Here is a 12428-nt window from a genome sequence, read left to right as displayed (position 1 = left end):
GTACGGCGGGACTTGTAAATGGGGAAAGCCCCGGCGCCTGCCGACAGCAAGAGTGGAGAGAAAATGCTCGGACGGTCTTTGATACGGGATGGCTGGCGCGCCGGTCGTCATCGCGTCGTGGGACCGCTCGCCCGCGCGCTGGTGCTTGGCTGCGCGGTCGTCGCCGTCACCACGCTCCCGCCCGCGCCGGCCAGAGCCCAGCAGATACTTGTCCTGGTGCAGGGGCAACCCATCACCAGCTTCGATGTCGCCCAGCGCATCAAGCTCGCCCAGCTCACCGAGCGGCGCAACCTTTCGCAAAAGCAGGCGCTGGAAGAGCTGATCGATCAGCGCCTGAAGATCGTCACCGCCGAGCGGTTCGGCGTCACTGCCGACAAGGACGAGATCGAGAAGATGTTCGCCCGCATGGGCAGCCGTAGCGGCCGCTCACCGGAGCAGCTGACCCAGGCGCTCGCCCAGTCCGGCCTCGACGCCAGCATGCTCAAGACGAAGATGCGGGCCGACTATGTCTGGAACAATTATGTTCGGGGCCGTTTCTCCTCGGCCTCGACCATCCGCGATTCCGACGTCTTCGCGGCGCTTCAGTCGAAGGGCGAGGACCTCACCCGCGCCCAGCGCACCACCGAGTACACGGTGCGCCAGATCGTCCTCGTCGTCGGCCGCACGGCCAACCCCGGGGAGCGTTCACAGCGCATGGCCGAGGCCAACAACCTGCGCAAGCAGTTCAAGGATTGCGAAACCGGCGTCCAGACGGCGCGCGGGATGCGCGAGACGGTGGTCCGCGACCCGGTCATCCGCACCTCGGCCGACATGAGCGCACCGGTGCGAAAGGTCATGGACGACACGCCGGTCGGCCAGATGACCGCACCGGAAGTCACCCGCGCCGGCATTGAGATGATCGCGATCTGCAATCGCCGCGAAGTGGTCGGCGAGAGCGCGCAGAAGCGTGAGGTGCGCACCGAGCTTGAGAACAAGCAGTTCGACTCGGTCTCCAAGAAGTTGCTGGACGATGCCCGCAAGTCCGCCATGATCCAGTATCGCTGATCGGTCGATGGCACACCCTTCGCCCGTTTTGGCTCTGACGATGGGCGAGCCGGCCGGAATCGGCCCCGACATCACCCTCGCAGCCTGGCTGATGCGGGAATCGCGTGCCTTGCCACCCTTCTTCGTTACCGGCGATGCAGGCCTGCTGCGCCGCCGGGCGGAAGCTCTCGGCCTCGCCGTGCCGGTTCAAGAATGCACGCCCGAAGACGCCGCCGCCTTGTTCCCCACCGCGCTACCTGTCGTCAGCGCGGGCCCGGCGGCGACCGCCGCCCCAGGCCAGCCGGATACCACCAGCGCTCCCGCCGCCTGTGCGGCGATCGACAGCGCCGTGGCGCTGGTGAAAGCCGGGCGTGCCGCCGCGGTAGTGACGAACCCGATTTCCAAGGCCGTGCTGTATGCCGATGGCTTCGCCTTTCCCGGCCATACTGAATATCTCGCTTATCTCGCCGCCTCGCCGGCGCCGCGCCCGGTGATGATGATCTGGTCGCCGGACCTCGCCGTCGTTCCCGCTACGATCCATGTGCCTCTGGCGGATGTGCCGCGCCTGTTCACCCGTGAACTACTCATTGAGACCGCCCGCATCACTGCCCACGATCTGCGGCATCGCTTCGGCATCAAAGCCCCCCGCCTCGCCATTTGCGGGCTCAACCCGCATGCGGGCGAGGACGGCACGCTCGGGCGCGAGGACGAGGATGTCACCCGCCCCGCCGTGGCGGCGCTGCGGCAGGCGGGGATCGATGCGCGCGGGCCGCTGCCAGCCGACACGCTGTTCCACGCCGCCGCCCGCGCCACATATGATGCCGCCATCGGCGCCTATCACGACCAGGTTCTGGCGCCGGCCAAGGCCCTCGCCTTCGATCGCGCTGTCAACGTCACGCTTGGGTTGCCTTTCATACGCACCTCGCCGGACCATGGCACGGCGTTCGCCATCGCCGGAACCGGGCGCGCCGATCCCTCCAGCCTGATCGAGGCGCTGCTTCTGGCGCGCCGGCTCAGCGAGAGCGACGCCGCACGAGCGGAAGGCTGAAGTCGTCAGATGAGCATCGATAATCTGCCGCCGCTTCGCGACGTCATCCGGGATCATGGGCTCTCGGCACTGAAGTCGCTCGGCCAGAATTTCCTGCTCGACCTCAACCTCACCTCGAAGATCGCCCGCACCGCCGGCCGGCTCGACGGGCTGACCGTCATCGAAGTCGGCCCTGGCCCCGGCGGCCTGACACGGGCGATCCTTGCTCTCGGGGCGCGGCGCGTGATCGCCATCGAGCGCGATTCCCGCTGTGTGGCCGCCTTGGCCGAGGTAGCGGCAAACTATCCCGGCCGGCTGGAGATCATCGAGGGCGATGCGCTGGAGACGGACTACCGCGCCCTTCTCGCGGCGGACGAGCGTGCCCTCATCATCGCCAACCTGCCATACAATGTCGGCACGCCGCTGCTGGTCGGCTGGCTCTCGGTCGATCCCTGGCCGCCCTGGTATGAGAGCCTCACGCTGATGTTCCAGCGCGAGGTCGCCGAGCGTATCGTCGCCGCGCCGGGAGACGACCATTATGGCCGCCTGGCCGTACTGACCGGCTGGAGGGCGCAGGCGCACATCGCCTTCGACGTACCGCCCTCGGCCTTCGTCCCGCCGCCCAAGGTCACGTCGTCAGTGGTCCACATCACACCCCGCCGCGCCCCCCTGCCCTGCTCGCTTAAGGCACTGGAGCGCGTCACCGAGGCCGGCTTCGGCCAGCGTCGAAAGATGCTGCGCCAAAGCCTGAAAAGCCTCGGGGTCGATACCGGCGCGCTGCTGGAGGCGGCCGGCATTGCCCCGACCGAACGCGCCGAGCGTGTGACGGTCGAGGGCTTCGTAGCCCTCGCCAATGAGTGGGTGGCGATGCGGCAGGCCGGCGGCGCCGGCCGACCGTGAGCAGCGGCATCGGCGTCGGGGCGGCGTTGGGAGGGAACCCCTACTCCGCCAGTTCCGCCAGTTCGTGGTCCAGCCGCTCGATCACCGGCTCAAGACCGGGCTGGCGTTCGCGACGCAGGCGCTCGGCCAGAAGGATGTTGCGCAGGTTGGCGAAGGTCGAGTTCAGGTCGGCATTGACCAGCACGTAATTGTAGTCGCGCCAGTGGGCGATCTCGGTACGCGCGTTGCGCAGACGCTTCTCGATCACGCCCGAAGCATCCTCGGCCCGCCGCTCCAGCCGGGTCTTCAGCTCTGCCGCCGAAGGCGGCAGGATGAACACGCCGACGATATCCTGGCGCATCTTCTCGTAGAGCTGTTCGGCGCCCTGATAATCAATGTCGAAGAGCACGTCCCTGCCGGCCGACAGGGCGGCTTCCACCGGCTCGCGCGGCGTGCCGTAGAAATTGCCGTGCACCTCAGCCCATTCCAGGAGATCGCCGGCGTCGCGCAGCCGCTCGAAGCGCTCACGCGTGAGGAAGTGATAATGGACGCCCTCGACCTCGCTGGGTCGCCGTCCCCGGGTCGTCACCGACACGGAGAGATAGATGTCGGGGTTCTGCTCCAGGAGCAGCCGGGCCAGGGTCGACTTTCCCGCTCCTGAGGGCGAGGAAAGGATAAGCATCAGCCCCCGCCGGCCGCCAATGGCGGCCGCGGGGCTTGCGGCGTTCTCGTTGCTGTCGCTCACCCTGTCCCTCACTCGATGTTTTGGACCTGCTCGCGGAACTGTTCGACCAGCCCCTTCAGCTCCAGCCCGATGGCGGTCAGCGACACGTCATTAGCCTTGGAGCATAACGTATTGGTTTCGCGGTTGAATTCCTGGGCGAGGAAGTCGAGACGGCGGCCGATCGCGCCGCCCTCGGCTAGCATGGCACGGGCAGCGGCGACATGGGCCACCAGCCGGTCCAGTTCCTCGCGCACATCGACCTTGGACGCCATCATCAGTGCTTCCTGATGCAGCCGGTCCGAATCGAAGCTGGCGCTGGTGTCCATCAGAACCCGCAGCTGTTCGGCGAGCTTGGCGCGGATCGCCTCCGGCCGGCGGGACGGGTTGGCCTCGGCGGCAGCAGTGAGCGCGGCAATCCCGTCGAGCCGTTCGCTGAGCACGAGGCCGAGGGCGGCACCCTCCTGCGCGCGCATGGCGGCGAGCTCGGCGAGCGCCTGGGAGAAGCCGGACAGAACAGCCGCCTCCAGCCCCGCCCGCGCCGTCTCGCTCTCCTGCGCTTCGCTGACCTCCAGCACACCCTTGAGGCCCAGAAGGCTCTCAAGCTGCACCGGCGGCGCGCCGAGTTCCTCGGCGACACGACCCACCGACTGCGCGATGGTCCGCAGCACATGCTCATTGACGCGGACGCTGACCTCGGGGTCCGCCCGGGTGAGCGAGAGGTTGGCGTTGACGTTGCCGCGTGAGAGCACACGCGCGGCGGACTGCTTGAGGCCCGCCTCCAGGCCGTCCCATCCGCCGGGAAGCCGCAGGCGGACATCGAGGCCCTTGCCATTGACCGATTTGAGTTCCCAGGCCCAGCTCCACGCGCCGCTGATGCCCTGCGTGCGTGCGAAACCCGTCATGCTGGCCAGCGTCATGCCATCCCCCTGCCCCGTCCCCAGACGGCGGCCGGACCATAACGGGGGCCGCCGCCAGCCTCAAGCCGGCAGCGAAGACATTGGGCTCAGTCGACGGCGTTGGCGCCAGTCGTCCCCGACGTTCCGGCCGGCTGCGCCGCCGGATCGACCTTGCGCTCGCGCTCGACCTGGCGCCAGCGCGCCACATTCTTGTTGTGCTGGTCGAGTGTGGCGGCGAAGGCGTGCCCGCCCGTGCCGTCAGCGACGAAATAAAGGTTGTCGCTCTTTGCCGGCCGGGCGGTGGCTTCCAGAGAGGCGCGGCCGGGATTACCGATCGGCGCCGGCGGCAGACCAGGAATCGTGTAGGTGTTGAACGCCGTCGGCGAGGTGATGTCGGTGCGCGTCAGCGGACGTTCCAGCCGCCCCTTGCCGCGCACCAGGCCGTAGATGATCGTCGGATCCGACTGCAGGCGCATCTTCTTGTTGAGCCGGTTGACGAACACAGCCGCCACCTCGGCCCGCTCCTCGGGAACGCCGGTTTCCTTTTCTACGATGGAGGCAAGGATGACCAATTCTTCCGGCGATTTCAGCGGCAGCGAGGGGTCGCGCTTTTCCCAGATTTCCTTCAGCGTCGTGTCCTGCGTGCGGGCCATGCGCCGCAGCACATCCTCGCGCGAGGTACCGCGCGTGACTTTGTAAGTATCCGGCATCAGGCTGCCCTCGCGCGGCACCTGCCGCACGCTGCCCGACAACTCCGCTACCTCAAGCAGCCGCTCGACGATCTGGTCGCTGGTCAGGCCCTCGGGAACGGTGACGGTATACTCGATCACCCGACCGGAAACGATGGTGTCCAGGACCTGCTGGATTGAGGCGCCGGCGGAAAAGGCATATTCGCCCGCCTTCAGCTTGCCGGAGGCACGGGTACCGACCGCTGCGCCGACGAAGACCCATTTGTCGTCAATCACGCCCTGCTTGAGCAGAAGATCGGCAATGTCGATCACCCCATATTCGTTTGGCACGATCACTGCCTTGTCAGCTGCGAGCGGGCCCGGCGCGTAGAAGCGCTCCTTGCCGATCCACAGGGCCCCGCCACCCAGGACGATAGCAACGACCAGGAGCGTGAAGACCATGCTACCGGCGACAACGAGAGGGTGATTCGCCCGGCGCGATGCCTTGTGCGGGTCGGGAGTCTTTCCCGGCGGCGTCGGGGAGATCGGATCGGTCATCGGGAGCCTCGCCTGGCGTTCGCGGGCAGCGCAACGCACTGGCAGACTACCCGAAAAGATGGCGAAAGCGCGAAACCGCCCGTCCTAGGCGCCGCGCTTCCCCAGCGTTCGCATCGCCGCGCTCAGTGCGCGTAGCGCTTGAAGACAACGGAAGCATTGGTGCCGCCAAAGCCGAACGAGTTCGACAGCGCATAGTCGATCTGCCGCTCACGCGGGGTATGCGGCACAAGGTCGATGGGCGTCTCGATCGACGGATTGTCGAGGTTGATCGTCGGCGGCGCAATCTGGTCGCGGATCGCCAGCAGCGAGAAGATCGCCTCCACCGCCCCGGCCGCGCCAAGAAGATGACCGATGGCCGATTTGGTGGACGACATCGACACCGTCGCGGCGCTGTTGCCGAGCAGGCGCTGCACCGCACCGAGCTCGATCTCGTCGGCCATGGTCGAAGTGCCATGGGCGTTGATGTAGTCGATCTCGGCCGGGGTGATCCCCGCCCGCTTCAGCGCCGCCGTCATGCAGCGGAAGGCGCCGTCGCCATCCTCGGAAGGAGCGGTGATGTGATAGGCGTCGCCCGAGAGGCCGTAACCGACGATTTCGCCATAGATCTTGGCGCCGCGCGCAAGGGCGTGCTCCAGCGCCTCGACGATAACGACACCCGCGCCCTCGCCCATGACGAAGCCGTCACGGTCCCTGTCATAGGGGCGCGAGGCCTTTTCCGGGGTGTCATTATAGCTTGTCGACAGCGCACGGCAGGCCGCAAAGCCCGCCAGCGCAAGCCGGTTGATCGGCGATTCGGTACCGCCGGCGACCATCACGTCGGCGTCGCCGAAGGCCACCAGGCGGGCCGCATCACCGATGGCGTGCGCGCCGGTGGAGCAAGCAGTGACAACCGCGTGGTTGGGTCCCTTGAGACCGTGCTCGATCGACACATAGCCGCCAGCCAGATTGATCAGGCGGCCGGGAATGAAGAAGGGGGAGACGCGCCGGGGCCCGCGCTCCTGCAGCAGCAGGGCGGTTTCGGCGATGCCCTGAAGGCCGCCAATGCCCGAGCCGATCAGCACGCCACTGGCGCACTGGTCTTCGTAGGAGGTCGGATGCCAGTCGGCATCATCAAGCGCCTGCCGGGCCGCCGCCATCGCGTAGATGATGAAGTCGTCGACCTTGCGCTGCTCCTTCGGCTCCATCCACTGGTCGGGATTGAAGGTGCCGTCGGTGCCGTCGCCCCGCTTCAGCTGGCAGGCGATCTTGGCCGGCAGGTCGGAGACGTCGAAATTCTCGACGCGGCCAGCCCCGCTCTTTCCGGCCAACAAGCGTTGCCAGGTAATGTCGACGCCGCATCCGAGCGGCGTCACCATGCCGAGGCCGGTAACGACGACGCGCCTCATCCGATGTCTCCGGAGAACTTCAGAGTAGTAGGCGCCGCGACGGGCGAACCGCCGCAGCGCGCGAGAGCGGCGATCAGGCCGCGTTCTTTTCCAGGAAGGTGATGGCGTCGCCGACGGTCAGGATCGTCTCGGCGGCGTCGTCCGGAATCTCGCAGTTGAAGGCTTCTTCAAAGGCCATGACCAGCTCGACCGTATCGAGGCTGTCGGCGCCGAGGTCGTCGATGAAGCTCGCATTCTCGGTAACCTTCTCGGACTCAACGCCCAGATGCTCGGCTACAATCTTCTTCACGCGCTCGGCAATATCGCTCATCGGTTCACCCTCGTCCGTATCCGGAGGTTGCTACGTTATACCATTTGGCCCCCGCGCGAACGCGGTGTTGGCGGCCTGCTTTTTTGCCCCGATTACAGGATGCCTCGAACAATTCCGCAATGGTGTTGCGGGGTTCGACCCTGTGAGCCGAGGCGGCTGTTAGCACACTTCAAACGCCAAAACCAGCACCGTAAAGGGCGGGTTAACTGCGCTCTGGGTGAGCCTCGTCAGATCATGGCCATTCCGCCATTCACATGCAGCGTCTGCCCAGTGACATAGCCAGCCTCGCTGGAAGCGAGGTAGACGGCGGCTGCCGCGATATCCTCCGGCGAGCCCAGCCGCGCGGCCGGAACGGCGGAGAGAATCGCCTGCTTCTGCTTGTCGTTGAGCACATCGGTCATCGGCGTGGCGATGAAGCCCGGGGCGATGCAGTTCACCGTCACGCCGCGCGCCGCCACTTCCTTGGCCAGCGCCTTCGACATGCCGATCATGCCGGCCTTGGCGGCAGCATAATTGCCCTGGCCGGCGTTGCCGGTCACGCCCACGATGGAGGTGATGCCGATGATGCGGCCGGTACGCCGGCGCATCATGGACCGGGCGGCGGCGCGGGTCAGCCGGAAGCCGGCGGTGAGGTTCACCGCGATCACCGTGTCCCACATCTCGTCGGTCAGGCGCACAAACAGGCCGTCACGGGTGATCCCGGCATTGTTGACCAGGATGTCGATGTCACCCATGGCCTCCTCGGCCTGCGGCACCAGCTGCTCAACCTGCTCGATATTCGAGAGGTCGCAGGGCAGGACATGGGTCCGCTCGCCCATCTCGGCGGCGAGCGCCTCAAGGACTTCGCGGCGGGTGCCCGAGAGCGCCACCGTGGCGCCCTGCGCGTGCAGCGCCTTGGCGATGGCTCCGCCGATCCCGCCGGTGGCGCCGGTGACGAGTGCCGTCTTCCCCGTCAGATCGAACATGGGAACCTCCTGAATTGCTGTCTCAAGCCTGCGCCGGCGCAGCGGCGAAGGCGGCGACGTCTTCGGGTGCGCCGATACTCACGGCGGCCACCTGACGGGCGATGCGCTTGGTGAGGCCGGCAAGCACCTTGCCGGTACCGACCTCGACGAGCCGGGTAACGCCCTGCTCGGCCATGAAGGCCACGGATTCGCGCCAGCGAACCGTGCTCGTCACCTGGCGGACCAGAAGCGACCGAATCTCGTCCGGCGCACTGACGGGGGCTGCCGTCACATTGGCGACCAGCGGCACGCGCGGCGCATGCACCTCGACACCGGCCAGCGCTTCGCGCATGGCGTCGGCGGCGGAGGTGATGAGGCGGCAATGAAAGGGGGCGGAGACGGTCAGCAGAATGGCGCGCGAGGCGCCCTCGCGCTTGGCAATCTCGCAGGCACGCTCGACGGCAGCGGCGTTGCCGGAGACAACGACCTGCCCGGGCGCATTGTCATTAGCGATGTCGCAGACCTCACCCTGAGCGGCCTCGGCGGCGACGGCGGCGACCTTGTCGAAGTCGAGACCCAGAATCGCTGCCATGGCACCCGTACCCACGGGTGTGGCCGCCTGCATCGCGGTGCCGCGCTGGCGCAGCAGCCGCGCCGTATCGGCAATCGAGAGCGAGCCCGCGGCGGCGAGCGCGGAATATTCGCCCAGCGAATGGCCCGCCACGAAAGCGGCATCACGTGCCAGATCAAGCCCGGCCTCGGCCTCCAGCACACGTAGCGTCGCAAGCGAGGCGGCCATCAGGGCGGGCTGGGTGTTCGCCGTCAGGGTCAGGGTTTCAATCGGCCCGTCCCACATGATCGCGGAGAGCTTTTCGCCCAACGCCGCATCGACTTCGTCGAACACCGCGCGCGCCACCGGGAACTGATCGGCGAGGGCCTTGCCCATGCCGACGACCTGGCTGCCCTGACCGGGAAAAACGAAAGCGATGCTCATGACGTTGCGATATCCATTCCTCTTTGAATCGGCGGCCGCAGGAACAACGCCCTGCGTCCCGTGTCAAGCTGCCGGCCGCCTCCCGGCCTCTGCCGCACCGCGTCTCGCCGCCGGATCGGCCCCGACCGAGCCGCTTGAACCGCCACAGAGAGGGAAGCGGCTGCGGGAGCAAGCGCGTATTATGATACGTTCAGAGCTCGAACAGAGGCCCCACATTCACCGGCTCGCCCGCGGGACGGCCCATCGAACCTTGATTTCCCGCTCTTTTCGCGTATAAGCCCGCGCACTGTCAGTCCCGGCCGGGGGCTGAACGGACGGTTGCGCATGGCTTTTTGCCGGGCGTGGCAGCGTATCCGAGGATTCGCGTCGTCCCGTGTCCCCGCCTTCGAGAATATTCGAGCCTTTCCGGGCTCGAAGGGCTCGGCGTCGGGAGGATGGCCGCAATAGTGCGGAACAAAGGAAAGGCACGAAACATGGCTCTTTATGAGCACGTGTTCCTCGCGCGCCAGGATGTAACGGCGCAGCAGGTCGAGGAACTCACGGCACGCTTCAAGGGCGTGCTGGAGGCGAATGGTGGCTCGGTCCCGAAGGTCGAGTATTGGGGTGTGAAGACCCTTACCTATCGCGTCCGCAAGAATCGCAAGGCGCATTTCTCGCTGCTGAACATCGACGCGCCGCCGGCCGCCGTGGCCGAGATGGAGCGCCAGATGCGTATCGATGAGGACATTCTTCGCTTCATCACCGTCCGCGTCGAAGAGCTCGAAGAAGGCCAGTCGGTCATGCTGCAGAAGCGCGACCGCGACGATCGTGGCGATCGTGGCTTCGGTGATCGCGGCTTCGGCGGTGATCGCGGCTTCGGCGGCGGCGGGCGCAGTTTCGGCGGCGACCGTGGTGGTGATCGTGGCGATCGCGGCCCGCGCCGTGACCGCGAAGAGGCTCCGGCCAGCGTGGAGACTGAGTGATGGCTTTCGGTGGCACCGGCGGCGCAGCCGCAAACACCTCGGGCGCCCGTCGCCCCTTCTTCCGCCGTCGCAAGACCTGCCCGTTCTCCGGCGCCAATGCGCCGAAGATCGACTACAAGGACGTGCGGCTGCTGCAGCGCTACATCTCCGAGCGCGGCAAGATCGTTCCCTCGCGCATCACGGCCGTCTCGGCCAAGAAGCAGCGCGAACTGGCCCAGGCGATCAAGCGCGCGCGCTTCCTCGGCCTGCTGCCCTTCGTGATCCGCTGATCGCGTAACGCCTTCGTCCCCGGCCAAGGCCGGGGACGCTTCGTGCAGTGTAATGACAACAGGCCCCGGGCTTCCGGCGGTCTTGGCTGGGGCGGACGATGATCCTCCCCTAACCGCTAAGGGCGGGACAGCGTGTCGATGATTATGAACTGGCTCATAGCGCTGGGTGCCGGCGCGGCATCCGCGCTTATGGTCGCCACCGTTGCGACCGGCAGCCCGCTCGCCCTCCCCCTCTTCTATCTCGCTCCGCTGCCGGTATTGATCGTCGGCCTTGGCTGGACGCATGTCTCGGCGCTGATCGCCGCGTCCGCGGCAGCCGTGGCCATCGGCGTGTTCTTCGGTGTCGAGCTTCTCCTCGCCTATGTCGCCGGCGTCGGCCTTCCCGCCTATGTGCTCTCCTATCTCGCGCTGATGGCGCGCGAGCCGGAGCCTGGCGCGCCGCTCGAATGGTTCCCCGTCGGCCGTGTGGTGCTGGCCGCCGCCATCCTCGGTTGCCTGGCGGTGGCGGCACTGATCCCGCTGGTGGCCGGCAGCGTCGAGGGCTACCAGGCTGCCTTGCGCACGCTGTTCCAGGAGATGTTCGAGAAAAGCCCTGGTGCCGGCGGGCCGGATGTCGAGCGGATGGTGGACCTGCTGGTCCTCGTCATGCCGCCAGCGGCAGCCGTCGTGACCATGGTCACACAGATCGGCAATCTCTGGCTTGCCGCCCATATTTCCCGCCTCTCCGGCCGCCTGATGCGCCCCTGGCCGGATCTCGCGACGATTTCGGTGCCGCGTCCCGTGGCCGTGCTGCTCGTCGGCACCTTCATCGCCACCAACCTCGCGGGCGGGTTCATCGGCCTGCTGGCGCAACTGCTGACCTCCACCCTGGTCATGGCCTTCGCCTTCATCGGCCTCGCCACCATCCACTGGATCACCCGCGGCGCCGCCGGCCGCGCTCTGGTCATCGCTACCGTCTGGATCGCCGCGCTCGCGCTGGGCTGGCCCTTCGCGCTGCTCGCGCTGCTCGGCCTCGCCGAAACGCTGTTCGGCGTGCGCCAGCGGTTTCGAAAGGGCGGCCCGCCGGGGCGCCCGCCGGCCGCCAACGACGTCTGAACTCACTCAACCTTTCCACTTTGACGCATTGAATGGAGAACTGAAATGGAAGTCATCCTGCTTGAGCGTGTCGCCAAGCTCGGCCAGATGGGCGAAGTCGTTCGCGTGCGCGACGGCTATGCCCGCAATTTCCTCCTGCCCTCGGGCAAGGCGCTGCGCGCCACCAAGGAGAACAAGGGCCGCTTCGAATCGATGAAGGCCCAGCTGGAGACCCGCAACCTCGAGCTCAAGTCCGAGGCCGCCAAGGTCGGCGAGAAGATGAAGGGCACCGAGATCATCCTGGTCCGTCAGGCTGGCGAAACCGGCCACCTCTACGGCTCGGTCTCGACCCGCGACATCTCCGACGCCCTGACCGCCGCCGGCTTCTCGGTAGAGCGCCGCCAGATCGTCCTCAACCAGCCGATCAAGACCATCGGCGTGCACGAAGTGCCGGTCACGCTGCATCCCGAGGTCGAGGTGTCGATCCGCGCCAACGTCGCCCGCAGCGCCGAGGAAGCCCAGCGCCAGTCGCGCGGTGAGGACCTCAGCGTCGTCCGCGATGACGAGGACGAAGACGCGTATGTCGAAGAAGCCGATGTCGAGGCCGACGAGGAGGCTGAGGCCGAGCAGGCCTGAAGCTTTTACGTTAGGTCATACGTCAAAAGGCTTAGCCCGGCCGGTTTCGGCCGGGCTTTTTTGCGTTCAGCGCAGTATT

The 12428-nt window shown here is 66.9% G+C and carries 14 protein-coding genes; 7 read left to right on the top strand and 7 right to left on the bottom strand.

Features of this window, described 5'->3' with window-relative positions:
- The first annotated feature begins 63 nt into the window (after nt 1–63).
- From BLO63_RS16755 to rsmA, 3 genes are read left to right on the top strand one after another with little or no spacing between them, the layout of a single operon-like run.
- Nucleotides 64–1044, top strand: a complete 981-nt coding sequence (locus BLO63_RS16755; protein ID WP_244517922.1) for a peptidylprolyl isomerase — start codon at nt 64–66, stop codon at nt 1042–1044.
- Between the two features lie 7 nt (nt 1045–1051).
- A complete protein-coding gene (gene pdxA / locus BLO63_RS16750) occupies nt 1052–2071 on the top strand; it encodes a 4-hydroxythreonine-4-phosphate dehydrogenase PdxA (RefSeq protein WP_091442874.1) in 1020 nt (339 codons plus the stop codon).
- A 9-nt stretch (nt 2072–2080) separates the two neighbouring features.
- On the top strand, nt 2081–2950 hold the full coding sequence (gene rsmA, locus BLO63_RS16745; RefSeq protein WP_091442871.1) for a 16S rRNA (adenine(1518)-N(6)/adenine(1519)-N(6))-dimethyltransferase RsmA: 870 nt from the start codon (nt 2081–2083) through the stop codon (nt 2948–2950).
- Nucleotides 2951–2990: 40 nt separating this feature from the next.
- Here rsmA and gmk read toward each other — a convergent pair whose 3' ends face one another.
- The 7 genes from gmk to fabD form a co-directional block, all read right to left on the bottom strand.
- A complete protein-coding gene (gene gmk, locus BLO63_RS16740) occupies nt 2991–3611 on the bottom strand; it encodes a guanylate kinase (RefSeq protein ID WP_091443160.1) in 621 nt (206 codons plus the stop codon).
- 71 nt (nt 3612–3682) lie between these two features.
- Nucleotides 3683–4570 carry a YicC/YloC family endoribonuclease gene (locus BLO63_RS16735; RefSeq protein ID WP_091442869.1) on the bottom strand — a complete coding sequence of 296 codons (888 nt, stop codon included), beginning with the start codon at nt 4568–4570 and terminating at the stop codon, nt 3683–3685.
- A gap of 86 nt (nt 4571–4656) precedes the next feature.
- Complete coding sequence (gene mltG / locus BLO63_RS16730; RefSeq protein ID WP_091442867.1) at nt 4657–5775, bottom strand: endolytic transglycosylase MltG; 1119 nt, start codon at nt 5773–5775, stop codon at nt 4657–4659.
- A 122-nt stretch (nt 5776–5897) separates the two neighbouring features.
- A complete protein-coding gene (gene fabF / locus BLO63_RS16725; protein WP_091442863.1) occupies nt 5898–7160 on the bottom strand; it encodes a beta-ketoacyl-ACP synthase II in 1263 nt (420 codons plus the stop codon).
- Nucleotides 7161–7233: 73 nt separating this feature from the next.
- A complete protein-coding gene (locus BLO63_RS16720; RefSeq protein WP_091442860.1) occupies nt 7234–7470 on the bottom strand; it encodes an acyl carrier protein in 237 nt (78 codons plus the stop codon).
- Nucleotides 7471–7697: 227 nt separating this feature from the next.
- Nucleotides 7698–8435, bottom strand: coding sequence for a 3-oxoacyl-[acyl-carrier-protein] reductase (gene fabG, locus BLO63_RS16715; RefSeq protein WP_091442857.1), 738 nt, complete (start codon nt 8433–8435; stop codon nt 7698–7700).
- A 22-nt stretch (nt 8436–8457) separates the two neighbouring features.
- A complete protein-coding gene (fabD, locus tag BLO63_RS16710) occupies nt 8458–9408 on the bottom strand; it encodes an ACP S-malonyltransferase (RefSeq protein ID WP_091442855.1) in 951 nt (316 codons plus the stop codon).
- A gap of 473 nt (nt 9409–9881) precedes the next feature.
- On the opposite strand from fabD, the gene rpsF reads away from it, so the two are divergent.
- From rpsF to rplI, 4 genes are all read left to right on the top strand, one after another.
- On the top strand, nt 9882–10370 hold the full coding sequence (rpsF, locus tag BLO63_RS16705) for a 30S ribosomal protein S6 (RefSeq protein ID WP_018390317.1): 489 nt from the start codon (nt 9882–9884) through the stop codon (nt 10368–10370).
- Nucleotides 10370–10639 carry a 30S ribosomal protein S18 gene (rpsR, locus tag BLO63_RS16700; RefSeq protein WP_018390316.1) on the top strand — a complete coding sequence of 90 codons (270 nt, stop codon included), beginning with the start codon at nt 10370–10372 and terminating at the stop codon, nt 10637–10639. Before rpsF ends, rpsR begins: the two co-directional genes overlap by 1 nt.
- A 138-nt stretch (nt 10640–10777) precedes the next feature.
- Nucleotides 10778–11734, top strand: a complete 957-nt coding sequence (locus BLO63_RS16695; protein WP_091442851.1) for a DUF2232 domain-containing protein — start codon at nt 10778–10780, stop codon at nt 11732–11734.
- Nucleotides 11735–11779: 45 nt separating this feature from the next.
- On the top strand, nt 11780–12349 hold the full coding sequence (gene rplI, locus BLO63_RS16690; protein ID WP_091442848.1) for a 50S ribosomal protein L9: 570 nt from the start codon (nt 11780–11782) through the stop codon (nt 12347–12349).
- The last annotated feature ends 79 nt before the right edge of the window (nt 12350–12428 follow it).

Source organism: Ancylobacter rudongensis, from assembly GCF_900100155.1.
Taxonomy (GTDB): domain Bacteria; phylum Pseudomonadota; class Alphaproteobacteria; order Rhizobiales; family Xanthobacteraceae; genus Ancylobacter; species Ancylobacter rudongensis.
The sequence above is the reverse complement of the archived record's forward strand: the minus strand, read 5'-3'. Positions and strand labels throughout refer to the sequence as shown.

Coding starts and splice junctions, on each gene's coding strand:
- BLO63_RS16735 (WP_091442869.1), bottom strand. CDS start 4,570: ATGACGCTGGCCAGCATGACGGGTTTCGCACGCACGCAGGGCATCAGC.
- rpsR (WP_018390316.1), top strand. CDS start 10,370: ATGGCTTTCGGTGGCACCGGCGGCGCAGCCGCAAACACCTCGGGCGCC.
- rpsF (WP_018390317.1), top strand. CDS start 9,882: ATGGCTCTTTATGAGCACGTGTTCCTCGCGCGCCAGGATGTAACGGCG.
- fabD (WP_091442855.1), bottom strand. CDS start 9,408: ATGAGCATCGCTTTCGTTTTTCCCGGTCAGGGCAGCCAGGTCGTCGGC.
- fabG (WP_091442857.1), bottom strand. CDS start 8,435: ATGTTCGATCTGACGGGGAAGACGGCACTCGTCACCGGCGCCACCGGC.
- gmk (WP_091443160.1), bottom strand. CDS start 3,611: ATGCTTATCCTTTCCTCGCCCTCAGGAGCGGGAAAGTCGACCCTGGCC.
- mltG (WP_091442867.1), bottom strand. CDS start 5,775: ATGACCGATCCGATCTCCCCGACGCCGCCGGGAAAGACTCCCGACCCG.
- fabF (WP_091442863.1), bottom strand. CDS start 7,160: ATGAGGCGCGTCGTCGTTACCGGCCTCGGCATGGTGACGCCGCTCGGA.
- rplI (WP_091442848.1), top strand. CDS start 11,780: ATGGAAGTCATCCTGCTTGAGCGTGTCGCCAAGCTCGGCCAGATGGGC.
- BLO63_RS16695 (WP_091442851.1), top strand. CDS start 10,778: ATGATTATGAACTGGCTCATAGCGCTGGGTGCCGGCGCGGCATCCGCG.
- BLO63_RS16720 (WP_091442860.1), bottom strand. CDS start 7,470: ATGAGCGATATTGCCGAGCGCGTGAAGAAGATTGTAGCCGAGCATCTG.
- BLO63_RS16755 (WP_244517922.1), top strand. CDS start 64: ATGCTCGGACGGTCTTTGATACGGGATGGCTGGCGCGCCGGTCGTCAT.
- pdxA (WP_091442874.1), top strand. CDS start 1,052: ATGGCACACCCTTCGCCCGTTTTGGCTCTGACGATGGGCGAGCCGGCC.
- rsmA (WP_091442871.1), top strand. CDS start 2,081: ATGAGCATCGATAATCTGCCGCCGCTTCGCGACGTCATCCGGGATCAT.